The sequence below is a fragment of the Bradyrhizobium ganzhouense genome (genome assembly GCF_049949285.1).
Taxonomy (GTDB): domain Bacteria; phylum Pseudomonadota; class Alphaproteobacteria; order Rhizobiales; family Xanthobacteraceae; genus Bradyrhizobium; species Bradyrhizobium ganzhouense.
In genome coordinates, this window is sequence record NZ_CP181318.1 from 1175001 (window position 1) to 1196407 (window position 21407).

General features: G+C 64.3%; 22 protein-coding genes (1 of these 22 only partly in view). 12 read left to right on the plus strand and 10 right to left on the minus strand.

The features are described from left to right. The 6 genes from ACLFLU_RS05470 to ACLFLU_RS05495 all read right to left on the minus strand — a co-directional run. Positions 1-344 carry the start of an NAD(P)H-dependent oxidoreductase gene (locus ACLFLU_RS05470; RefSeq protein WP_426411306.1) on the minus strand. The gene continues 970 nt to the left of window position 1, outside the view, so the window shows 344 of its 1314 coding nt (coding positions 1-344); its start codon is at positions 342-344; its stop codon lies off the left edge, out of view. A gap of 159 nt (positions 345-503) precedes the next feature. Then, positions 504-1304: a phytanoyl-CoA dioxygenase family protein gene (locus ACLFLU_RS05475; RefSeq protein ID WP_426411307.1), complete on the minus strand. Its 801-nt coding sequence runs from the start codon at positions 1302-1304 to the stop codon at positions 504-506. A 56-nt stretch (positions 1305-1360) separates the two neighbouring features. Then, a complete protein-coding gene (locus ACLFLU_RS05480; protein ID WP_426411308.1) occupies positions 1361-2038 on the minus strand; it encodes a GntR family transcriptional regulator in 678 nt (225 codons plus the stop codon). Between the two features lie 178 nt (positions 2039-2216). After that, entirely contained in the window at positions 2217-3473 is a 1257-nt protein-coding gene (locus ACLFLU_RS05485; RefSeq protein ID WP_426411309.1) for a M20/M25/M40 family metallo-hydrolase, read from the minus strand. A gap of 11 nt (positions 3474-3484) precedes the next feature. Then, positions 3485-4297 (minus strand): alpha/beta fold hydrolase, encoded by an 813-nt coding sequence (locus ACLFLU_RS05490; protein ID WP_426411310.1) that lies wholly within the window; start codon positions 4295-4297, stop codon positions 3485-3487. Between the two features lie 2 nt (positions 4298-4299). Further along, on the minus strand, positions 4300-5118 hold the full coding sequence (locus ACLFLU_RS05495) for an alpha/beta fold hydrolase (RefSeq protein WP_426411311.1): 819 nt from the start codon (positions 5116-5118) through the stop codon (positions 4300-4302). Positions 5119-5256: 138 nt separating this feature from the next. On the opposite strand from ACLFLU_RS05495, the gene ACLFLU_RS05500 reads away from it, so the two are divergent. Beyond that, positions 5257-5799, plus strand: a complete 543-nt coding sequence (locus tag ACLFLU_RS05500; RefSeq protein ID WP_426411312.1) for a methylated-DNA--[protein]-cysteine S-methyltransferase — start codon at positions 5257-5259, stop codon at positions 5797-5799. Positions 5800-5803: 4 nt separating this feature from the next. On the opposite strand, the gene ACLFLU_RS05505 is transcribed toward ACLFLU_RS05500, so the two are convergent. Both ACLFLU_RS05505 and ACLFLU_RS05510 read right to left on the minus strand, forming a co-directional pair. Continuing rightward, on the minus strand, positions 5804-7348 hold the full coding sequence (locus tag ACLFLU_RS05505; protein ID WP_426411313.1) for an acyl-CoA synthetase: 1545 nt from the start codon (positions 7346-7348) through the stop codon (positions 5804-5806). A gap of 191 nt (positions 7349-7539) precedes the next feature. Further along, positions 7540-8712 carry an acetyl-CoA C-acetyltransferase gene (locus tag ACLFLU_RS05510; protein ID WP_426411314.1) on the minus strand — a complete coding sequence of 391 codons (1173 nt, stop codon included), beginning with the start codon at positions 8710-8712 and terminating at the stop codon, positions 7540-7542. Positions 8713-8923: 211 nt separating this feature from the next. Between ACLFLU_RS05510 and ACLFLU_RS05515 the strand changes: the two genes are divergently transcribed. From ACLFLU_RS05515 to ACLFLU_RS05550, 8 genes are all read left to right on the plus strand, one after another. Then, positions 8924-9526 (plus strand): TetR family transcriptional regulator, encoded by a 603-nt coding sequence (locus ACLFLU_RS05515; protein WP_426413911.1) that lies wholly within the window; start codon positions 8924-8926, stop codon positions 9524-9526. 55 nt (positions 9527-9581) lie between these two features. Then, positions 9582-10340 (plus strand): SDR family NAD(P)-dependent oxidoreductase, encoded by a 759-nt coding sequence (locus ACLFLU_RS05520; protein WP_426411315.1) that lies wholly within the window; start codon positions 9582-9584, stop codon positions 10338-10340. 178 nt (positions 10341-10518) lie between these two features. Continuing rightward, positions 10519-11325, plus strand: coding sequence for an enoyl-CoA hydratase/isomerase family protein (locus ACLFLU_RS05525; RefSeq protein ID WP_426411316.1), 807 nt, complete (start codon positions 10519-10521; stop codon positions 11323-11325). Positions 11326-11369: 44 nt separating this feature from the next. Further along, positions 11370-13241 (plus strand): AMP-binding protein, encoded by a 1872-nt coding sequence (locus tag ACLFLU_RS05530; RefSeq protein WP_426411317.1) that lies wholly within the window; start codon positions 11370-11372, stop codon positions 13239-13241. Positions 13242-13384: 143 nt separating this feature from the next. Next, entirely contained in the window at positions 13385-14512 is a 1128-nt protein-coding gene (locus ACLFLU_RS05535) for an acyl-CoA dehydrogenase family protein (protein WP_426411318.1), read from the plus strand. A gap of 175 nt (positions 14513-14687) precedes the next feature. Further along, positions 14688-15935 carry an acyl-CoA dehydrogenase gene (locus ACLFLU_RS05540; protein ID WP_426411319.1) on the plus strand — a complete coding sequence of 416 codons (1248 nt, stop codon included), beginning with the start codon at positions 14688-14690 and terminating at the stop codon, positions 15933-15935. 9 nt (positions 15936-15944) lie between these two features. Continuing rightward, a complete protein-coding gene (locus ACLFLU_RS05545; protein WP_426411320.1) occupies positions 15945-17189 on the plus strand; it encodes an acyl-CoA dehydrogenase in 1245 nt (414 codons plus the stop codon). A 156-nt stretch (positions 17190-17345) separates the two neighbouring features. Then, the gene (locus ACLFLU_RS05550) at positions 17346-18044 is read left to right on the plus strand and encodes a nitroreductase (RefSeq protein WP_426411321.1); all 699 of its coding nucleotides are present in this window, start codon (positions 17346-17348) and stop codon (positions 18042-18044) included. 69 nt (positions 18045-18113) lie between these two features. Here the strand turns inward: ACLFLU_RS05550 and ACLFLU_RS05555 are convergent, their stop codons facing one another. Together ACLFLU_RS05555 and ACLFLU_RS05560 are read right to left on the minus strand one after the other, a co-directional pair. Further along, on the minus strand, positions 18114-18662 hold the full coding sequence (locus tag ACLFLU_RS05555) for a sigma-70 family RNA polymerase sigma factor (RefSeq protein ID WP_426411322.1): 549 nt from the start codon (positions 18660-18662) through the stop codon (positions 18114-18116). Further along, positions 18662-18895 carry a NepR family anti-sigma factor gene (locus tag ACLFLU_RS05560; RefSeq protein WP_164933683.1) on the minus strand — a complete coding sequence of 78 codons (234 nt, stop codon included), beginning with the start codon at positions 18893-18895 and terminating at the stop codon, positions 18662-18664. Before ACLFLU_RS05560 ends, ACLFLU_RS05555 begins: the two co-directional genes overlap by 1 nt. Positions 18896-19115: 220 nt before the next feature. Between ACLFLU_RS05560 and ACLFLU_RS05565 the strand changes: the two genes are divergently transcribed. The 3 genes from ACLFLU_RS05565 (at position 19116) to ACLFLU_RS05575 (ending at position 21369) form a co-directional block, all read left to right on the plus strand. After that, positions 19116-19922 (plus strand): response regulator, encoded by an 807-nt coding sequence (locus tag ACLFLU_RS05565; RefSeq protein WP_426411323.1) that lies wholly within the window; start codon positions 19116-19118, stop codon positions 19920-19922. A gap of 147 nt (positions 19923-20069) precedes the next feature. Continuing rightward, the gene (locus tag ACLFLU_RS05570) at positions 20070-20669 is read left to right on the plus strand and encodes a nuclear transport factor 2 family protein (protein WP_426411324.1); all 600 of its coding nucleotides are present in this window, start codon (positions 20070-20072) and stop codon (positions 20667-20669) included. A 268-nt stretch (positions 20670-20937) separates the two neighbouring features. Continuing rightward, positions 20938-21369 (plus strand): hypothetical protein, encoded by a 432-nt coding sequence (locus ACLFLU_RS05575; RefSeq protein WP_426411325.1) that lies wholly within the window; start codon positions 20938-20940, stop codon positions 21367-21369. Positions 21370-21407: the final 38 nt, after the last annotated feature.

Sequence of the window (21407 nt, forward strand, 5' to 3'; positions counted from 1 at the left end):
ATCACGATTTGCTTGCCCGCCGCGATCGCCGCGCGCGCATGGCGGATGCCGACGGCGGGATTGCCGGTCGCTTCCACCACCACATCCATCGCGCCGCCGGCGATGGCACGTGCGCCGTCATCGGTGAAGACGGTGGCCGCGATTCGCTCGGCGCTCCAGCCCACGGTCCGGCAGGCCTCGCGCGCGCGGTCGCGGTCGATGTCGATGATGATCGGCACCTCCAGCCCCGGCGTATGCGGCACCTGCGCCAGAAACATCGAGCCGAATTTACCGGCGCCGATCAGCGCGACACGGACAGGCTTGCCGGCGGATGCGCGGGCCTGGAGGAGACGGAAGAGGTTCATGGCAATGTCCTGCGAAACTGTCGTGTCCCGGACGCGGTGCGGCGCGAAGTGCCGCTCCGCAGAGCCGGGACCCAGAAAGAAAACTATCCATATGGCATGGGCCCCGGCTCAGCAGCGCACCGCTTGCGCGCTGCGCTGCATCCGGGGCACGAGACCTATCTACTCCGCCGCCTGCCGCGGCGCTCGCGCAAGCCGCACCAGCGCATCGTCATCCACCGTCTTGATTGGCGCGAAATCGCGATGCGCGATGTACTCCGGCCGCGTCGGGGTGCGGATGTAGTTCGAGACCGCGTTCAGCGTCAGGTACACGATCTTGCGCGGGTAGGGCGTGATGTTGCCGCTTGAGCCGTGCACGAGATTGCCGTGGAACATCAGCATGCCGCCGGGCTTGCCGGTTGGCGCGACGATGCCGCCTTGCTTGACCAGCCGCGTCACCGTGTCCTCGTCGAGCGTCCACAACGGGTACGACGTGGTGGAAAGGTCATGCGAGGCCTGGAGATCGCCGGCGTTCTGGCTGCGCGGCACCAGCATCAGGGGCCCGTTGATCGGCATCACCTCGTCGAGGAAGATCGCGATGTTCATCGCGCGCGGCTCCGGCATGCCGTCGTCGCGCTTCCAGGTGCCGTAATCCTGGTGCCACTGCCAGACGTCGCCCGTAAAAGCCGATTTGGCGTTGATCTTGAACTGGTGCATGTAGACCGGCTCGCCGAACAGCTGCTCGACGGGATCGATCATGCGCGGATGCGCGCCCAAGATGCCGAAGGCCTCGTTGTAGAGATGCGCGGCAAAGGCCGTGCGCGGCGCGCCGCTCTTCTCGCGCCAGACCTCCGGCCGGTTGGCGTCGTAGATGCCGACCGCCTCGCGCGCGAGGAGGTCGACCTCCTCTTGCGCAAACAGTTCGGGCAGGAACAGCCAGCCCTCGCGGTGGAAGAAGTCCAATTGCTCCTGAGACAGTTTCATGGGTGGTCCTCCTTGGCTTGTTTTGTTTTTCTCGTCGTGGCCGGCGCGCGTGATCGCTATGCCGCCACCTCGTCCGTCTCCCTCAACCTTTCCTCGGTCATCCGTCCGGCCGTCTGCGCATGCGCCAGCGCCGCGCGTTCGGCCGCATTCGCGTCGCCAGCGAGAATGTGCGCGGCAATGTCAGCGTGCTCGGCCCAGGCGCTGCCGCGATAATCGAGCTCGGAGAGCACGGTCGCCATCGAGCGGCGCATATGCGGCCATTGCGGCGTGATCGTCTCCTCGATCACGGGGTTGCCGGCGAGCTGATAGATGGCGCGATGAAATTCGACGTCGAGCGCGATCAGATCAGTGAGCGTCGTCTTGCGATCGATGCGGCGTCCGGCTGCGAGCGCCGCCTCAAGCCGCGCGCGTCCGGCTGCGTCGGTTGCGGCACGCATCGCGGCAAGCCGGGCTGCGAGCGCGTCGATGGCGCCGCGCACCTCATAGAGCTGGCGGATGCGGGCGGGATCGAGCTGGGTGACTTCAAAGCCGCGCTTGCCGCTCTCGGCGACGAGACCCTGCCGGTGCAACAGATGCAGTGCATGCGATACCGGCTGGCGCGAGACGCCGAGCTTGTCGGCAAGCTCGTTCTGCCGGATGCGCTGGCCGGGTTGCAGCGTGCGATCGGAGATCGCCTCCAGGATCCGGGCATAGACCTGGTCGATCAGGTTCGGGAGCGGGTCGAGAGGGATCACGCCGATGGCTCCGAAAATGGAATACGGAATTCCGTATTCGAAACTACGGTCACGCGTCGGAAGCGTCAAGCGCTACCCAGGTACCTCCGAGGGTATCGTGGTTTGAACCGGCTAAGCTATTGATGTTGCTTAGGCCGGCTACTGTGCATGGGGTTGTTTTCGCGAAATAGAGCTGGGCCTACTTCTTCTTGCCCTGCTCGATCAGCATCCGGCTCATCAGATAGAGCCGCGGCACGATCGAGTTGGTGTCGATGAACTCGTCGCGCGCGTGATAGCCGAAGCCGGCGAGACCAAAGCTTTCGACCACGACGGCCTTGCCGCTGCGGTTGGCGTAGCCCGCGTCGGTGGCACCACCGGTCATCTCGACGATGTCGAGCTTGCGGTCGATCTCGGCGTAGATCGCTTGCCCTTCCTGCGCCAGCGTACGGCCGCGATCGCTCGCAACGAAGGGCGGGCGCCCCGGCGTGATCGTCACCGTCGTCTCGGTGTCGGCGACCAGCTTTTCCTTCACCTTCGCTTCGAGTGCGGCCTGCAATTTGGCGACGCCATCGGGAATGGTGAGGCGGATGTCGGCGCCGGCTTCGGCCTTCTCCGGAATCTGGTTGCGCACCGTGCCGGCCTGCGCCGTGGTCCAGTTCAGCTGCGTGCCCGGAATGGATTTTGCGACGTCCCGGGTCTGCACCAGTTGATGCGCGAGCTCGATCAGCGCGTTGCGGCCGAGATCGGGAGCGGCGCCGGCGTGCGAGGCGCGTCCCTTCACTTCGATCTTTCCAGTCGCGGTGCCGCTCGCGCCGAGCAGCAGCCCGTCGTTCTTGGCGATTGGCGCCGCGACAGTCGGCTCGCAGGACAGGACGACGTCATGCTGGTCGGCCAACTGCGAGATGATCTCGCCCGATCCGATCGAGCCGACTTCCTCGTCCGGATTGAAGGACACGGTCAGCTGCGCGTAGTCCTGCCAGCCAGCGTCCTTGAGCATCTTCAGCGCGTGCAGCACCACCGCGATGCCGCCCTTGTCGTCGGCTATGCCGGGGCCATAGATGCGATCGCCGTCGACATGATACGGCTCGGTAGTCAGGATGCCGCGCTGATAGACCGTGTCCATATGCGCGATCAGCATCAGCTTTCGCGTGCCGCTTCCCTTGAACGTCGCGATCACCATGTCGGCGCCCGCGCCTGCGGTCGTCTTGCGCCGCTCCGTGCTGGCACCCAGCGCCTTCAGCCGTGCTTCGGTGAAGTCGGCCATCTTCTTCAGGCCCTCGACGTCGCCGCTGCCGCTCTCGATCATCACCATGTCGTGCAGCGTCTCGATCAGCGGCGCCTTCTCCTGCTCGGCCGCGGCCTTCAGCTTGTCGTCGGCCGCCGCAAACGCCGTCGTATTGACGGCAGCGAGGCCGAACAGAGAGAAAGCGAGCAGGGGAACGAGGCGGAATGTCATCGAGGTCTCCTTTACTCTGCGAGAAAACTGTGCACGGTCTCGCTGTACTCCAGCGGCGCCTGCTCGAACATCCAGTGCCCGGCATTCGGGATCACCGCCGTCTTGCTGCCGGCGATGTGCGCGGCCAGCACGCGCCACATCACCGCCAGGCTACCAGTGGTGGCGCCGCCGCCGATCAGCAGCGTCGGTGTCCTGATCGCCTGCGCATCAGCAAGCGTGTAGGGCCTGCGTTGCTCGTTGATCTGGCCGAGGAAGGTCAGCGTGTTGTCGCGCAGTTGCTGTTTTGCTGCCGCCGGCACGCGCCGCCACGAGCCGTCGCCCTCGATGCCCTCGTAGAAGATCTGCAGCGCGCCCTCGATGTCGCCGGCGCGGATCATCTCGACCGAGCGCGTCGTCTTCGCGGCGAGCGGCGGACGTGCAGGCGTGCCTTCGGGCACGCGCAGGCTGGCATCGAGATCGCCGCCCGGCTCGGCCAGCACCAGCTTTCGCAACAGATCGGGCCGCGCCTGCGCGACCCGAAACGCGATGTGCCCGCCACGCGAATGGCCCATGAGATCGACCGGGCCGGGCTTGATCTGCTCGATGAACGCGATCGTGTCAGCGACGTGCTGCGCCATCTTGTAGTCCTCGCCGACGGCGTCCCAATGCTCGGGAAAGAAGTGCCGCAGGCTGACCGAGATCACCCGATGGTTCTTCGATAGCGGGCCGAGCACCGAATACCAGGTGCGGAAATCCCCGAGCGTGCCATGCACGCAGACCAGCGGATGGCCCTGTCCGACCTCGAGATAGGCCATGTCGTAACCGTTGACGCGAAAGCTCTGCATGATCAGCTCGCCAGGAAATCCAGAACCACTTCGGAATATTTTTGCGGCGCCTGCTCGAACATCGGATGCGTCGCGTTCGGGATGACCGCCGTCTTGGAGTAGGGCACATGCGCGGCCAGCGCATGCAGCACCTTGGGCAGCAGGCCCTTGGTTCGCGCGCCCAGGATGAACAGCGTCGGCATCTTGATCGATTCCGCATCCGCTTTCGAGAAAGGCGGGCGGTTGTCGCGAACCTGACCGATCAGGGTGGTGGCGTTGTCACGTAGATTCTGCTTCACCATCGCCGGCAGCCGCGGCCAGGTGCCGGGTCCTTCCAGCGTGTCGACGAAGACGGCGAGGCCGCCATCGACATCGCCGGCTGCGATCTTCTCGGCCGAGGCCGTGAAGCGAGCCAGCAGCGGCGAGGGGCCGCCGGCATAGTCCGGGTCGAGGCTCGCATCGAGCTCGCCGCCGGGTTCCGCCAGGACCAACCGCCGCAACAGGTCTGGCCGCTGCTGCGCGACGCGGAAGCAGATGTGGCCGCCGCGGGAATGGCCCATCAGATCGACCGGCCCGAGGTCGAGCTTCTCGATAAAGGCGATGACGTCACTGACATGCTGGGCAATCGAATAGGTGTCGCCGACGCCGTCCCAGCGGTCAGGAAAGAAGTGCCTCAGGCTAGGAACGATCATCCGGTGCCGCTGCGTCAGCGGCCCGAGCACGCAGCCCCAGACGCGGAAGTCAGAGAGCGAGCCGTGCACGCAGACCAGCGGCGGGCGGTCTCTGTCCTCGCCCACGTCGAGATAGGGCATATCGTATCCGTTGACGTGGAGGCTTTGCATTCTGGGCTCGCGGAAAGGGGGCGGAACTCCTGTGCAAGATTCCCGGAAACCGGGTGGATCGCAACTATTTCCAAGCCTAGATTTAGGCCGAGATCACAATGGGGGCATGCGACGAAAGCGCAACCCAGGAACCAAGCCATGACCGACCAGCATTTTGCCCTGTTCGACACCAGGATCGGCCTTTGCGCCATCGCCTGGGGCCCGCGCGGCATCAACGGCACGCAACTCCCGATGGGCGGCGAGGAAAAGATCCGCACCCGCATCAGCCAGCGCCACGCTGACGCCAGCGAGGCAGAGCCGACCCCTGACGTGCAGCAGGTGATCGACCGCATCGTCAAACTGCTCGCGGGTGAACCGGATGACCTCACAGACATCCCGCTCGATCTGGATGGCGTGCCCGACTTCAACCGCGGCGTCTACGAGATCGCCCGCGCCATTCCGCCCGGCAAGACCATGACCTATGGCGACATTGCCAAGCGTCTCGGCGGCGTCCAGCTGTCGCGCGATGTCGGCCAGGCGCTCGGGCACAACCCGTGCCCGATCGTCGTGCCCTGCCACCGCGTGCTCGCGGCCGGCAACAAGCCTGGCGGCTTCTCGGCCAATGGCGGCGTGGTGACCAAGCTGAAGATGCTCGAGATCGAAGGCGCGCTGGTGAATCACACGCCGAGCTTGTTTGATTGAGGCGCTAAATCTTTGCCGCCGTCTTCGGCCAATATCGATCCCTCAGATGCCGCTTCACCAGCTTGCCCGTGGGCGTGCGCGGCAGCTCGGCTTCGAAATCGATCGAGCGCGGGCATTTGATGGCGGAGAGTCGCGTCTTGCAGTAGGCGATCAGGTCGGCCTCGAGCGCCTTGCCTGCGCGCTTTATGTCGTGCGGCTGCACCACCGCCTTCACCTCCTCGCCCATCTCCTCATTCGGCACGCCGAACACGGCGACGTCGGCGATATCAGGGTGGGCGATGAGCACGTCCTCGGTCTCCTGCGGGTAGATGTTCACGCCACCCGAGATGATCATGTAGGACTTGCGGTCGGTGAGGAAGAGGAAGCCGTCCTTGTCGAGATAGCCGACATCACCGAGCGTCGACCAGCCCTTGGCGTTATGGGCTTTCTTCGTCTTCTCGGGATCGTTGTGATAGGTGAACGCGGGCGCATCGGCGAAATAGACCGTGCCGATCTCGCCGGTTGGCTGATCCTCGTCGTTCTCATCCAGAATCTTGATCTTGCCGACCACGGCGCGGCCAACGCTGCCGCGATGCTCCAGCCATTGCTGCGAATTGCAGACGGTGACGCCGTTGCCCTCCGAACCCGCGTAATACTCGATCAGGATCGGTCCCCACCACTCGATCATCTTTGCTTTGACGTCGACCGGGCAGGGCGCAGCTGCGTGGATCGCGCCTTTCAGTGTCGAGACGTTGTACTTGGCACGGACCTCGTCCGGTAGCTTGAGCATGCGCACGAACATGGTCGGCACGAGCTGGGATTGCGTGACCTTGTACTTCTCGACCAGCTTCAAGAAGTCTTCGGCGTCAAAATGCTCCATGATGATGGAGGTGCCGCCGAGCACGATCGCCATCATGTTGAAGCGCAGCGGTGCCGCGTGATAGAGCGGCGCCGGAGAGAGGTAAGTGCTTTCGGTGTTCATGCCGCACATGTCGGCGCAGAGCACGCGCAGGAACGCGTTCGGCACGTCGATCTTGTTGCCCTCGAACGCCTTCTTGATGCCCTTCGGCCGGCCGGTCGTGCCCGATGAATACAGCATGTCGTAGCCGGCGACCTCGTCGGCGATCGGTGTCATCGGCTGTGCGGCCGCTTCCTTGTCATAGGAGCGGAAGCCGGGCAGGGGCTCGTCGACCATGTAGAAGATCGGCTCGCCCGCCGCACCCTTGACCAGGTCCTTGATCTGGTCGGCGCATTTCGGCGTGGTGATCACGACCTTGGCGCCGCAATCGCCGATGATGTAGTCGATCTCGTCCTGTTTCAGGTAGCGGCTGATCGCGGTGTAATAGAGTCCGCTGCGTTGCGCCGCCCAGCAGATCTCCATGAAGGCGAGGCGGTTTTCCATCAGCAGCGCGATGTGGTCGCCGGCCTTCAGGCCGAGCGAGCGGAACAGGTTTGCGCCCTGGTTCGAGAGCTCGTCGAGCTCGCGATAGCTGATTGCCTTGCCGGTCCCTGCCATCTGGTAGGCGATTTTGCTCGGCGTGGTGCGGGCGTAGATGGAGGGGTGAGTCATGGGCGCAGGTCTCTCAACAAGAAAGGTGTCATCCCGGCGAAGGCCGGGATCCATAGCCACAGGCCTCGGTTGTTGAAACGAGATGGGGCTTCAGCGCGGCATAACCACAGCCTTCTGTGGTTATGGGTCCCGGATCGGCGCGCGCTTTAGGCGCGCTTGTCCGGGACGACACCATCTGTGTGGAACAAGGCTTACAGCCGCTCCACGATCGTCACGTTGGCCATGCCGCCGCCTTCGCACATGGTCTGCAGGCCATAGCGCTTGCCGCGCTGGTGCAGGGCGTGGACCAGCGTCGTCATCAGCTTGGTGCCGGAGCCGCCGAGCGGATGGCCGAGCGCGATCGCGCCGCCGTTGACGTTGAGCCGGGCCGGATCGGCGCCGGTGGTCTTCAGCCACCCGGTCGGCACCGAGGCGAAAGCCTCGTTGACCTCGAACAGGTCGATGTCGTCGATCTTCATGCCGGCCTTCTCCAGCGCACGCTTGGTGGCGTGCAGCGGCGCATCGAGCATGATGACGGGATCGCCGCCGGTCATGGTCATGTGGTGGATGCGCGCCAGCGGTGTGAGGCCAAGCTGCTTGAGGCCGCGCTCGTTCACGACCATCACGCCGGAGGCGCCGTCGCAGATCTGGCTGGCGCTCGCCGCGGTGAGCTTGCCGTTCTCGGCGATCAGCTTGACGCCCTTGATGCCGTCGAGCGTGGCATCGAAGCGGATGCCTTCGTCGATGTGATGGGTGTCCTTGGAACCGTCGGCTCTGACGATCTCGAGCGGCACGATCTCCTTCTTGAAGTGACCGGCCTGGGTGGCGGCAATCGCGCGCTGATGGCTGTTGTAGGAATATTCGTCGAGATCATCCTTCGACAGGCCGTACTTCTCGGCCATCATCTCCGCGCCGGTGAACTGGCTGAACACGATGTTCGGATATTTGTGCTCGATGCCCGGGCTCTTGTAATTGCCGAACCCGTTCTTGGCCGGAAGCTGCGACGACAGGCCCATCGGCACGCGCGTCATCGATTCCACACCGGCCGCGATCACCACGTCCATCGTGCCGGACATCACGGCTTGCGCGGCAAAATGCAGTGCCTGCTGCGAGGAGCCGCACTGACGGTCGATCGAAGTGCCCGGCACGCTCTCCGGCAGCTTCGAGGCCATGATCGCGTTGCGCGCGACGTTGTTGGACTGCTCACCAACCTGCATCACGCAGCCCATGATCACGTCCTCGACCACGGCGGGATCGACCTTGGTGCGGTCAACCAGCTCGTCGAGCACTTTTGCGGCGAGATCGGCCGGATGCCAGCCGGCGAGGCGGCCCCCCTTGCGCCCGCCCGCGGTACGCGCAGCGGCGACGATATAAGCCTCGGCCATTTCGGTCTCTCCCATGATTGTTCTGAATTGGGTTGTCGGGGGCGGATTTAATGGGCGAGATATCGTTTAGTCAATCGATCAATTAACTCTTGTGGGGAGGCGCTGCTTGGGCTTATCTGCGGCCCGCCTCAAGCGGCGAGAACAAGGGATCTCCGTGACTACCAGCGTACCGAACAGGCTCCCCAGCGGAAAGAATTCCACGGCAGAGAAATTGCTCGTGGCCGCAAGCGAGCTGATGATCGAACGCTCCTCGATCGAGATCTCGCTCTCCGACATCGCGCAGAAGTCGGGCGCCAATGCCGCGCTGGTCAAATATCATTTCGGCAACAAAGACGGCCTGTTGCTGGCGCTGCTCGCGCGGGATGCCGCGACAGAAATGTCTAATCTGGAATATCTGCTGGCACAGCAGATCACCTCGACGGCGAAGCTGAAGCTGCATATCGCCGGCATCATCCGCGCCTATCACCGGTTCCCCTACATGAACCGGTTGATCCACTATCTTCTGCATGAGAGCGTTGCCGGCTCCGCCGACGAAGTCTCGAAATTCTTTGTCGCGCCGCTGCTCGACTTTCATCGCCGCCTGCTCGCTGAGGGCGTCAGCCGCGGTGAGTTCCGCGCCACCGATCCGGTGCTGTTCTACACCAGCCTGATCGGCGCCTGCGATCACCTGTTCTTCGGCCGGCACGCGATGTCTCGCGCGACCGGCGTCGGTCCGGTCACCGATGACGTCTGCCGGCAATACATCAAGCACATGGAAACGCTGATCTGCGGTGGCATCCTCACGCAAGCCGAGGAAGCCGCCGCGGCCGGATAATCCGGCCGAGACGTTCAAGTCTAGAGAAGAAACGCCCAAGGAAAGGTAGCCTGTCATGGAATTGAAAGACGTAGCCGTTCTCATCACCGGTGGTGGTTCGGGTCTTGGTGAAGCGACCGCGCGCGCCATGGCCGCCAAGGGCGCCAAGATCGGCGTGATCGACCAGAACAAGGACAACGCCGAGAAGGTCGCCACTGAGGTGAAGGGCGTGGCGCTCCATGCCGACGTCACCAGCGAAGAGCAGATCAAGGCGGCGATCGCCAAGGCGGAAGCCGCGCATGGCGTCGCCCGCGTGCTGATGAATTGCGCCGGCATCGGCGGCTCGCAGCGCATCGTCGGCCGCGACGGCGTCTATCCGCTGGAGAAGTTCGCGCGCATCATCAACGTCAACCTGATCGGCACGTTCAATTGCCTGCGCCTGTTCGCCGAGCGCCTCGTCACGATCGAGCCGATCGGTGAAGAGCGCGGCGTCATCATCAACACCGCCTCGGTTGCCGCTTACGAAGGCCAGATCGGCCAGATTGCTTATTCGGCCTCGAAGGGCGGCGTTGTCGGCCTCACGCTGCCGGCCGCGCGCGATCTCGCCAGCCAGAAGATCCGCGTCAACACCATCGCGCCCGGCCTGTTCTTCACGCCGCTGCTGATGGGTCTGAACGAGGAAGCCCGCAAGAGCTTAGGGGCCCAGGTGCCGCATCCCTCGCGCCTCGGCGACGCCAAGGAATACGGCGCGCTCGCCGTGCACATGGTCGAGAACCCGATGCTCAACGGCGAGACCATCCGTCTCGACGGCGCCATTCGTATGGCTCCGCGGTAGGGCCTCTTCCCTTCTCCCCTTGTGGGAGAAGGTGGCGCGAAGCGCCGGATGAGGGGTTCTCTCCGCGGAGACAGACCCTCACCCAAGTGAGTATGTGGCTAGCGATGTACATGCCCTCTCCCACAAGGGGAGAGGGCGCAGCAATCGGCGCCGCGACTGGCGGCAAGCACGAGGCCCCATGTCCCAACCGCTGCTGATCGAGCATGACGACGGCGTCGACCGGGTGACGCTCAATCGTCCTGACAGTCTCAACGCGCTCGATCCCGCGCTGATCGATGCGCTCAACGCCTATTTCCAGGGTCTCCAGCGCAACCGCGACACGCGCGTCGTCGTGTTGAAAGGGGCGGGCAAGAATTTCTGCGCCGGCCTCGACCTCAAGGCGGCGATGGCGCGTCGTGCCGGGCAGCAGGAGCCGCCCGGGGTCACCGAGTCCCTGGACTCGCAGCGGCGCATCGCCGACATCGTGATGCTGATGCGGCGCTGTCCGCAGCCGATCCTGTCGCTGGTGCAGGGCGCGGCGGCCGGCGGCGGCTTTGCGCTGGCGCTGGCCTCCGATATCCGCATCGCAACGAAGTCGGCGCGCATGAACTGCGCTTTCATCAAGCTTGGCCTTGGCGGTTGCGACATCGGCACCAGCTACTTCCTGCCGCGCCTCGTCGGAGTTTCCGTCGCTTCCGAGCTGATCCTGACAGGGCGCTTCATCGGCGCCGAGCGCGCGCTTGCGGTCGGGCTCGTCTCGGAGGTCGTGGATGACGACAAGCTCGATGCGGCGGCCGAACCCTACGTCGACGCGATGATGACGGCCTCGCCGGTTGGGCTGCGCCTGTCAAAGGAATGTCTCAACATGAGCGTCGATGCAGGATCACTGGAAGCTGTTATCGCGATGGAGGACCGCAACCAGGTCCTGTGCAGCCGCTCCGAGGAATTTTCGGAAGGCATCAGGGCCTTCCTTGAGAAGCGAAAGCCTGTCTATATCAAGCGCTGAAACAACGAAGATCCGCAAAGGACAATAATTCCGGGAGACGCAAAATGAGTGGAAGCGCGGCGGCGGTGATGGCGAAGCCCGCCTTTCGCAAGGTGGGGTGGCTCGCGCGCGATATCAATGTCGAGCGCCGCGCCGACGGCACGGTGGTGCTGAAGTCGCGCATTCCGCTGCAGGCTTACGAGAAGCATCTTCCGGCCTCGCTCGCGAAATGGGCGAAGGAGGCGCCGGAGCGGATCTGGCTCGCGCAGCGCGGCGGTCCGAACCGCGAATGGCGCAAGGTGTCTTATGGCGAAGCCAAGCGCACCGTGGATGCGCTGACGCAGGCGCTACTCAATCTCAGGCTCGAAGGGCGTCCGGTCACGATCCTCTCCGGCAATTCAATCGAGCATGCGCTGATGACGCAGGCCGCGATGCAGGCGCGCGTCCCGGCGGCACCGGTGTCGCCGGCCTATTCCCTGATGAGCCACGATCACGTCAAGCTGAGGTACCTGTTCGACCTGATCAAACCGGCCGTGGTGATGGTACAGGACGGTCCGACCTTCGAGAAGGCGCTGAAAGCGCTCGACCTCACTGGCGTCACTGTCGTTCACGTCGTGCGGCCCTGCGAGGGCATCAAGAGCGTCAGCTTCGGTGAGCTTGCAGCCACGCCGGTGACGCCTGATGTCGAGGCATCAATCGCGAAGATTACGCCCGACACCGTCGGCAAGCTGCTGTTCACGTCAGGCTCGACCGGCATGCCCAAGGCCGTCATCAACACGCAAGAGATGATGTGCGCCAATGCTGCGATGATGATGCAGGTGCGGCCGCGCACGCCCGGCGGTCCGCTCGCCACAGTGCTGGACTGGATGCCCTGGAATCACACCATGGGCGGCAATGCCGCGTTCCACCCGGTGCTGGTGGATGGCGGCACGCTCTATATCGACGACGGCCGGCCGATGCCGGGGCAGTTGGAAGAGACCATCAAGAACCTGCGCGAAATCTCGCCGACCTATTACGCCAACGTGCCGGCCGGCTACGCAGCGCTCGCGGCTGCCATGGAAAAGGACGATGCGCTGTGCCGGTCCTTCTTCAAGAACCTCTCGATCATGGCCTATGGTGGCGCGCGGCTGCCCGACGACCTCTACGACCGCATGCAGGCGCTCGCCGTGAAGACCACCGGCGAGCGCATCGTGTTCTACACCGGCTGGGGCTCGACCGAGACCGCGCCGACCTCGACCGGCACCTATTGGGATACCGAGCGCGTCGGCCTGATCGGCCTGCCGTTCCCCGGTGTCGAACTGAAGATGGTGCCGTGCGGCTCGAAATATGAGCTGCGCCTGCGCGGCGTCAACGTCACGCCCGGCTATTTTGGCCAGCCTGACCTCACGAAGAAAATGTTCGACGAGGAAGGCTTTTACTGCATCGGCGATGCCGGCATTTTCGTCGATGAAGCCGATCCTGTGAAGGGCATTATCTTTGCGGGGCGTGTGGTGGAAGACTTCAAGCTCACCAGCGGCACTTTCGTTCATGTCGGTTCGCTCCGTACCGACACGATCGCGGCCGCGACGCCCGTCGTGCATGACGCGCTGGTGGCCGGACAGGATCAATGCTCGATCGGCCTGCTGGCATGGCCGAACCTGCACGCCTGCCGCCAGCTCGTCGGCAATCCCGATCTAAGCTTCGAGGACGCGGTGAAGCACCCCGAGGTGATTGCCTGCTTCAGGCGCGGGCTCGAAGCACACAACACGGAATGTAGGGGCGCCAGCAGCCGCATCATCGCGCGCGCGATGCTGATGGCCGAGCCGCCCTCGATCGACGGCAACGAGCTCACCGACAAGGGCTACATCAACCAGCGCGCCGGCCTCGAGCGCCGCGCGGCGTTGGTCGAGCGGCTCTACGCGGACAGACCGGATCAGGATGTGATCGTGCTGCGATGAATCAAGACTCTCTCCAATCGTCATTCCGGGGCGCGCGTAGCGCGAACCCGGAATCCATCGGGCCGCAAGCGCGTGGCGAAATGGATTCCGGGCTCGCGACTTCGTCGCGCCCCGGAATGACAGCAAGACAAAGGTAGCCCGCCATGAACTTCGATTTCTCTGACGACCAGAAGCAGCTCCGCGACCAGGCGCGCAAATTCCTCGCAGAAAAATGCTCGCCCAAGGCGGTGCGCGTCGTGCTCGACGGCAAGGCGCCCTATGACAAGGAGCTCTGGAAGGGCCTCGCCGAGATGGGCTTTCTCGGTGTCGCGATCCCCGAAGAGTTCGGCGGTGCGGGCGCGGGTCATCTCGAGCTTTGCGTGATTGCGGAGGAGATGGGCCGAGCCAACGCGCCGGTGCCGTTCTCTTCGACGGTGTACCTTGCCGCCGAAGCGCTGCTGATTGCAGGCAGTGACGCGCAAAAGAAGAAATGGCTCCCCGCGATCGCCTCGGGCGACGCGATCGGCACGCTTGCGCTGTTCGAGGGCAAGGGCAATCCGGCGCCGAAGAACGTCAAGCTGACCGCTGCGAATGGCGTGCTCAACGGCGTCAAGAAGCCGGTGGCCGATGGTGCCATCGCCGACTTCGCGGTGGTTGCTGCGCGGACGGGCACGAGCGGGCGCGAAAGCGACATCTCGCTGTTCCTGGTCGACCTCAAGGCCGATGGTGTCGAGGTGAAGAGCCTGACCAATCTCGATCCGACCCGTGGGCAGGCCGAGATCGCTTTCAGGGATTGCAAGGCGGAGCCGCTCGGTGCCGCCGGCGAAGGCTGGAGCATTTTGACTCAGGTGCTCGACCGCGCCGCGGTGCTCTGTGCCTTCGAGCAGGTCGGTGGTTCCGACCGCGCGCTGGAGATGGGCCGCGACTACGCACTCGACCGGATCGCTTTCGGCCGCCAGATCGGCTCGTTCCAGGCCGTGAAGCACATGCTGGCCGACATGTATGTCTCCGCGACGCTGGCGCGCTCCAACAGCTACTATGGCGCCTGGGCACTGTCGACGAATGCGTCGGAATTGCCGGAAGCCGCCGCCGCCGCGCGCATCAGCGCAACCCAAGCGTTTCAGCACTGCGCCAAGAACAATATCCAGGTTCATGGCGGCATGGGTTTCACCTGGGAGTTCGACTGCCACATGTACTACCGCCGCGCCAATGCGATGGCGCTTGGCCTCGGCAGCCTCACCTATTGGGAAGATCAGCTGATCGACCGCATGCGCAAGAAGAACGCTGCGTGAGTCGCCGCACGTGTCCCGGACGCGATGCGGCGCCACCAGCGCGTTTACGCGCGTCTGAGACGCGCTATGGTGCCGCTTCGCAGAGCCGGGACCCAGGGGCCGCAATGGGCCCCGGATCTGCAGCGCACCACTTCGTGCTGCGCAGCGTCCGGGGAAAGAACCGAGAGATGAGACCATGAACTTCGACGACACCCCGCAGGAAGCCGAATTCCGCAGCGTGGCCCGCGCCTGGATCGGCGCCAACGCGCCCAGGCAATACGAGGAGGAGCTGCGCAAATCCTCGCTCGGCCGCACCCAGCTCAAGAACGCTGACATCCTCGAGGTCGCAAAGACCTGGCAGAAGAAGAAGGCCGATGCCGGCTGGGCGTGCCTGCATTGGCCGAAGGAATATGGCGGCCGCGGCTCGTCGCCGATCGAGCGCGTGATCTGGCAGCAGGAAGAGGGCGCGTTCGGCAAGCTCTCTCACATGTTCATCATCGGCCACGGCATGTGCGGGCCGACCATGATGGCGTTCGCGCGCGAGGAGCATAAGCGCAGCTATCTGCCGCCACTCGCTTCCGGCGAGAAGGTCTGGTGCCAGCTGTTCTCCGAACCGGCCGGCGGCTCGGACGTCGCAGGGCTCCGCACGCGCGCGGAGAAGGATGGTGACGACTGGGTCATCAACGGCCAGAAGATCTGGACGTCGGGCGCGCATTATTCCGATTACGGCATCCTGCTCACCCGCACCGATCCGACGGTGCCCAAGCACAAGGGCCTCACCATGTTCTTCCTGGACATGAAGAGCCCGGGCGTCGAGGTGCGGCCGATCAAGCAGGCGAGCGGCGCCTCCGACTTCAACGAGGTCTATTTTACCAATGTGCGCATCCCCGATCACCAGCGCCTCGGCGAGGTCGGCGACGGCTGGAACGTCTCGCTGACCACGCTGATGAACGAGCGCATGTCGATCGGCGCTGGCGTGTCGACCGGCTTTCCGGAGCTGTTCGAGTATTGCTCGAGCCTGATGCTCGATGACGGCCCTGCGATCGAGGATCGCGCGGTGCGTTCGAAGCTCGCGAACTGGGCAGTGAAGGCGAGTGGCCTGCGCTACACCAGCATGCGCGCGATCTCGGCGTTGTCGAAGGGGGAGCGGCCGGGTCCGGAAAACTCCATCGGCAAGCTGGTGGCGGGCTCGATGATCCAGGACGTCGCAACCTACGCGCTGGATCTGCAAGGCGCGAGCGGCGTGGTGAGCGGTCCGGAGGATGCCGAAGTCGCCGGCCGTTTCCAGGCGATGCTGCTGCGTGCGCCGGGCACGCGCGTGGAAGGCGGCACCGACGAGATCATGCGCAACATCATCGCCGAGCGGGTCTTGGGCCTGCCCGGCGATATCCGTGTCGACAAGGACGTGCCGTTCAACAAGATCCCGACCAAGGGAAGAGGGTAGAGGTCCGCCATGAATTTCGACGATACCCCGCAGGAAGCCGCATTCCGCGAGACCGCGCGCAAATGGGTCGCCGCCAACGCGCCGAAGGAGTTCGAGCAGGAGCTGTCAAAATCCTCGCTCGGCCGCATCAGGCTTGCCAAGCACGACATGGTCGAGGTCGGCAAGGCCTGGCAGCAGAAGAAGGCCGAGGGCGGCTGGGCCTGCCTGCACTGGCCGAAGGAATATGGCGGCCGTGGCGCCACGCCGATCGAGCGTGTGATCTGGCAGCAGGAAGAGGGCGTCTACGGCAAGCTGACGCAGCCGTTCCAGATCGGCGAGGGCATGTGCGGCCCGACCGTGATGGCCTGGGGCAGCGAGGATGCCAAGCGCCGGTACTTGCCGAAGCTCGCTTCGGGCGAGGAGATCTGGTGCCAGCTGTTCTCCGAGCCGTCGGCTGGCTCCGACGTTGCTGGCCTGCGCACGCGCGCGGAGAAGAAGGGCGACAATTGGGTCGTCAACGGCCAGAAGATCTGGACCTCGGGCGCGCATTATTCCGACTACGGCCTGTTGATCGCGCGCACCGATCCCAACGTGCCCAAGCACAAGGGCCTCACCATGTTCTTCCTGGACATGAAGAGCCCTGGCGTCGAGGTGCGCCCGATCAAGCAGGCCAACGGCATGCAGGAGTTCAACGAGGTCTATTTCACCGACGTCGTGATTCCCGACAGCCAGCGGCTCGGCGCCGTCGGAGAGGGCTGGAGCGTGTCGCTGACCACGCTGATGAACGAGCGCATGTCGATCGGCTCGCGGCTCGCGACCGGCGTCCCCGAACTGTTCGAGTTCTGCTCCAATCTGATGCTGGAGGATGGGCTTGCCATCGACGATCCCGCCGTGCGCTCAAAACTTGCGAGCTGGGCGGTGAAGTCGAGCGGGCTGAAATATACCAGCTATCGCGCGATCTCGGCGTTGTCGAAGGGCGAGCGGCCCGGTCCTGAAAACTCCATCGGCAAGCTGGTGTCGGGCATGATGCTGCAGGATATCGCGACTTACGCGATGGACCTCCAGGGCGCGGCCGGCGTTCTCACGGGGGCGGACGAGGAGACGGTGCACGGCCAGTTCCAGCAGATGCTGCTGTCCTCGCCCTCGATGCGCATTGCCGGCGGCACCGACGAGATCTTGCGCAACATCATCGCCGAGCGGGTGCTGGGGCTGCCGGGCGACATTCGCGTCGACAAGGATGTGCCGTATAACAAGATCCCGACCAAGGGACGGTGATTTTGGATTGTGGAATCGTAGGGTGGGTTAGCCCCGCGGATTGCGCGAAGCGCAAACCGCTAGGCGTAACCCACCTCTTTGGTTTCCGCAGAGACAGAAGTGGTGGGTTACGCCTTCGGCTAACTCACCCTACGAAGCAAGAGCGCGAGCTGATTCATGGACGCAAAAGTAAATCAAGCCGACCGCATCGGCGTGCTCGAAGAGCTCCTCAACGAGCGCTACTCCGTCCGCGCCTTTCTTCCCAAGGACGTCGATCGCGCCACCATCGAGCATGTGCTGACCACCGCGCAGCGCACCGCGTCCTGGTGCAACAGCCAGCCCTGGCAGGTCATCATCGCCAGCGGCGAGGCCAAGGAGCGCTTCCGCCAGTTGATCTACAAGGAGGCCTCAGGCGGCCTCGGCGACGACTATGATTTCACGCCGCCGCGCGAATATGTCGGCGTCTATCTCGAACGCCGCCGCGAGAGCGGCTTTCAGCTCTACAACACGCTCGGCATCGCCCGCGGCGACAAGATGGCCTACGCAAAGCAGGCGCTGGAGAATTATAATTTCTTCGGCGCGCCGCATGTCGCGATCATTCACACCAACGAGCCGCTCGGCATCTACGGCGCGATCGATTGTGGGGCCTACGTGTCGAACTTCATGCTCGCAGCGCAAGCACTCGGGCTCGGCACGATTCCGCAGGCAGCACTTGCGCGCCATTCCGGCCTGATCCGCCGCCACTTCAATCTGCCGGACGATCGCCGTGTCGTCTGCGGCATCTCGTTCGGCTATGCCGACGACGCCCACAAGGTCAACAGCTACCGCACCTCGCGCGCGAGCCTCGCCGATACGGTGACGTTCGCTGAGGAGTGATCAGACGCATGCGAAAACGGCCGCGCGAACGGCCGCCTTCACAGCTGTCGCCTTTGGTCGATTGACGCGCTATCCGCTGCTGCCGCCGATCACGGCGCGCACGGTCTCGTCGGGCCCGAAGTCCTCGGCGCCATCGACATAAAGCAGCGCGGCGAGCTTCGAGCGTGCGCGGTTGACGCGGCTCTTGATGGTGCCGACCGCACAGCCGCAGATCGAGGCCGCATCCTCATAGGAGAAGCCGGAGGCGCCGACCAGGATCAAGGCTTCACGCTGGTCCTGCGGAAGCTTCTCGAGCGCGGCGCGGAACTCTTCGAACTCGAGGTGGGCGTTCTGCGAGGGCTGCGTCTTCAGCGTCTTGGCATAATTGCCCTCGGCATCCTCCACCTCCCGGCGCCGCTTGCGATAGTCGGAGCGGAACAGGTTGCGCAGGATCGTGAACAGCCATGCCGGCAGGTTGGAGCCGGGCTGGAACGAGTCGATGTTGGCGAGTGCGCGCAACAGCGTTTCTTGCACCAAATCATCGGCGCGGTCGGCATTGCCGCTGAGCGAGATCGCGAACGCGCGAAGGCTCGGCACGGCCGCAAGGATGTCGTCACGCAGGGAGTTCGTGAGAGGCATTAATCCCTCCCATTGTTGTCGTTGGAGCCCCCAGCCCCATTCTCGTTCTGGGATCCACTTCCCGGCGCATCAAGCTTTTTGATGAGCTCCGCGAACCGGTCCGGAACCCCCTGCCGCACGACGTCGTCGTACATGGCGCGCAGTTGATGCCCGATCCGGGATTGGATCTCCGGAGTGAGGCCTCCCTTGCCGGGGGTCGTGCTTTTGCTGGCTTGAGACTTGAGATCTTTCATGACCTGTTCCACGTTTCCCCGAGTTAAGTGACTGCAAAATAGAGAAGTTTTCTCAACCGGGAGCCGTTCCCTGGATGAGTTCAATTCCAGGTTCGACAAAAAGTTCCCAGGTCAGGGGAACTTTTCTTGTCCTGAAGCGTAATCAGCCCCAGTAGGGGAACCCGGGCCTCCCCTCGCGGTTCCTTATTTTTGCGGTTGGCCCGAAATGAATGGAGTCGGGATGTCCCGTTCGCAGCTTGTTGCTGAGCACTTGCCGTTGTTGCGCCGGTATGCGCGCGCCCTGACGGGCAGCCAGGCCTCCGGTGACGCCTATGTCGCAGCCATGTTGGAAGCCATGCTGGGGGATCCGTCGGTGCTCGACGAGAGCCACGGGCCGCGCGCCGGCCTGTTCCGGCTGTTCACCCAGATCTGGAATTCGGTCTCGGTCAATGACGATTCCGAGGTGGCGACGCTGCCGATGCCGCCGGAGCGGCGGCTGTCCAACATCACGCCGCTGCCGCGGCAGGCGTTCCTGCTGCTCTCGCTCGAAGGATTTTCGGAAGAGGAAGTCGCCTATGTTCTCGCGACCGATGTCGCCGAGACGCGCCGGCTGGCTGATGCCGCCGGCCGCGAGATGGCGGCCGAGATCGCGACCGACGTCCTGATCATCGAGGACGAGACCTTCATCGCCATGGACCTCGAGAGCCTGGTGAAGAATCTCGGCCACAACGTCGTCGGCGTCGCGCGCACCCATGCCGATGCGGTGGCGCTGGCCAAGAACAGGCGGCCGGGCCTCATCCTCGCCGACATCCAGCTCGCCGATGGCTCGTCGGGCCTGGATGCCGTCAACGAACTGCTCCGCACCTTCGAGGTGCCGGTGGTGTTCATCACCGCCTATCCGGAGCGTTTCCTCACCGGCGAGCGTCCGGAGCCGGCGTTCCTGATCTCAAAGCCGTTCCAGCCCGCGATGGTGTCGGCGGTGGCGAGCCAGGCGCTGTTCTTCCAGCGCAACTCGCGCAACCGCACGCCGAAGGCGCCGGCGGCGTAAGAGGCGCCGGGGCAAGCCATCTGGCGATGACGATCTGATCCGGCGTGCTCCAAGGCACGCCGGATTTTTTTGCGCTCCGGCCGCGCTTGACGGCCATCGCGTTCGCCGCTCATACCTCGCGCATCGCCCCGAACCGGAGACGTGACCATGGACCAGCAACTCCTCGACCGCCTCGCCATCCGCGACCTCGTCGAGAACTGGGCGGTGTGGCGCGACGCCGGTGACTGGGAGCGCTTTGCCACCGTCTGGCACGAAGAGGGCTGGATGTCCGCGACCTGGTTTCAGGGGCCGGCGCGGGATTTCATGCGCGTCAGCCAGGAGGGCTTTGCCAAGGGCGTGCGCATCCTGCATTTCCTCGGCGGCACCAGCATCGATCTTGCGGGCGAGCGGGCCATCGCGCAAACCAAGATGACGATTTCGCAGCGGGCCCAGGTGCATGACGTGCTCTGCGACGTCGTCTGCACTGGGCGGTTCTACGATTTCCTGGAGAAGCGGCAGGGCAAATGGGGCATCGTCCGCCGCCAGCCGATCTACGAGAAGGACCGGATCGATCCGGTCGATCCTGCCGCGACGCTCCGCCTCGACCAGCAGGCGCTGGCCGCGCTGCCCGAGGGCTATCGCCATCTCGCCTACATGCAGGAGCTGATCGGCTACAAGGTCAAGCGCGACATGCCTGGCCTGATCGGCCCCGAGGTCGAGAAGCTCTATGGCGAGGGGCGGGACTGGCTTGCAGGGAAGGCCAAATAGTCTGCGAGCAAAAGTGAGCCCCAGACAAAAGTAAGGCGCGACTGGCATCACCACAGTCGCGCCCTACGTCGCCGGCTTATGGGGCAGGGGGGAATAGCCGGCTGTTGAGACGACTCCCGGGCGCGGGAGTCGTTCCAGGCGGTCTGCAAAATTTTTCGCCGGCACCCCGCCGTTTCCGCACACGGTTAAGTGATCTTAACGTCTGGGAAACTCTGCTCCTCCCCTTGCGTTGTTCCCGCGATCGCCATGGGGCGAGGGACCGACAGCCATGCCACAGATTCAGAAGGTATTTTTTGGTGCCGTCGCACTCGCCGCGACGCTTGGCGCCGTTCAGGTTGGCGCCGTGCAACTGGCCTCGGGCCAAGATCTGGCCGACCGCTGGCAGGCGCTCGCCGACCAGCCGGGCCAAACCTCAGGGCGCAATGTCGCAACTCATAACGTCAATCGCGCCAGCAAGTCCGACCGGCTCACTGAGCTGAAGCCGGCGGCGGTTCCCACCCGCACCGTCTCGATGCGGCTGAACGATCTGGCCGACACGTCCGTGCTGCTCCGGGTCCCCGCAGTCATCGAGACGGGCAACGCCAAGCCCGCGCCCACGCTGCTGAAGCCGGGCCGCAAGCCGACAGTCGCCTGCGAGCCGATGGTCAGCTCCCTGACCGAGGTCGCCAAGCTGCTGCAGCCCGGCCGTTGCGTGACCTGATCGGCCTCGTAACGCATGCAAAACCGCCCTCCCGCCGA

Coding starts and splice junctions, on each gene's coding strand:
- ACLFLU_RS05540 (WP_426411319.1), top strand. CDS start 14,688: ATGAACTTCGACGACACCCCGCAGGAAGCCGAATTCCGCAGCGTGGCC.
- ACLFLU_RS05475 (WP_426411307.1), bottom strand. CDS start 1,304: ATGAAACTGTCTCAGGAGCAATTGGACTTCTTCCACCGCGAGGGCTGG.
- ACLFLU_RS05525 (WP_426411316.1), top strand. CDS start 10,519: ATGTCCCAACCGCTGCTGATCGAGCATGACGACGGCGTCGACCGGGTG.
- ACLFLU_RS05555 (WP_426411322.1), bottom strand. CDS start 18,662: ATGCCTCTCACGAACTCCCTGCGTGACGACATCCTTGCGGCCGTGCCG.
- ACLFLU_RS05560 (WP_164933683.1), bottom strand. CDS start 18,895: ATGAAAGATCTCAAGTCTCAAGCCAGCAAAAGCACGACCCCCGGCAAG.
- ACLFLU_RS05575 (WP_426411325.1), top strand. CDS start 20,938: ATGCCACAGATTCAGAAGGTATTTTTTGGTGCCGTCGCACTCGCCGCG.
- ACLFLU_RS05490 (WP_426411310.1), bottom strand. CDS start 4,297: ATGCAGAGCTTTCGCGTCAACGGTTACGACATGGCCTATCTCGAGGTC.
- ACLFLU_RS05530 (WP_426411317.1), top strand. CDS start 11,370: ATGAGTGGAAGCGCGGCGGCGGTGATGGCGAAGCCCGCCTTTCGCAAG.
- ACLFLU_RS05565 (WP_426411323.1), top strand. CDS start 19,116: ATGTCCCGTTCGCAGCTTGTTGCTGAGCACTTGCCGTTGTTGCGCCGG.
- ACLFLU_RS05570 (WP_426411324.1), top strand. CDS start 20,070: ATGGACCAGCAACTCCTCGACCGCCTCGCCATCCGCGACCTCGTCGAG.
- ACLFLU_RS05545 (WP_426411320.1), top strand. CDS start 15,945: ATGAATTTCGACGATACCCCGCAGGAAGCCGCATTCCGCGAGACCGCG.
- ACLFLU_RS05550 (WP_426411321.1), top strand. CDS start 17,346: ATGGACGCAAAAGTAAATCAAGCCGACCGCATCGGCGTGCTCGAAGAG.
- ACLFLU_RS05510 (WP_426411314.1), bottom strand. CDS start 8,712: ATGGCCGAGGCTTATATCGTCGCCGCTGCGCGTACCGCGGGCGGGCGC.
- ACLFLU_RS05535 (WP_426411318.1), top strand. CDS start 13,385: ATGAACTTCGATTTCTCTGACGACCAGAAGCAGCTCCGCGACCAGGCG.
- ACLFLU_RS05505 (WP_426411313.1), bottom strand. CDS start 7,348: ATGACTCACCCCTCCATCTACGCCCGCACCACGCCGAGCAAAATCGCC.
- ACLFLU_RS05485 (WP_426411309.1), bottom strand. CDS start 3,473: ATGACATTCCGCCTCGTTCCCCTGCTCGCTTTCTCTCTGTTCGGCCTC.
- ACLFLU_RS05495 (WP_426411311.1), bottom strand. CDS start 5,118: ATGCAAAGCCTCCACGTCAACGGATACGATATGCCCTATCTCGACGTG.
- ACLFLU_RS05520 (WP_426411315.1), top strand. CDS start 9,582: ATGGAATTGAAAGACGTAGCCGTTCTCATCACCGGTGGTGGTTCGGGT.
- ACLFLU_RS05500 (WP_426411312.1), top strand. CDS start 5,257: ATGACCGACCAGCATTTTGCCCTGTTCGACACCAGGATCGGCCTTTGC.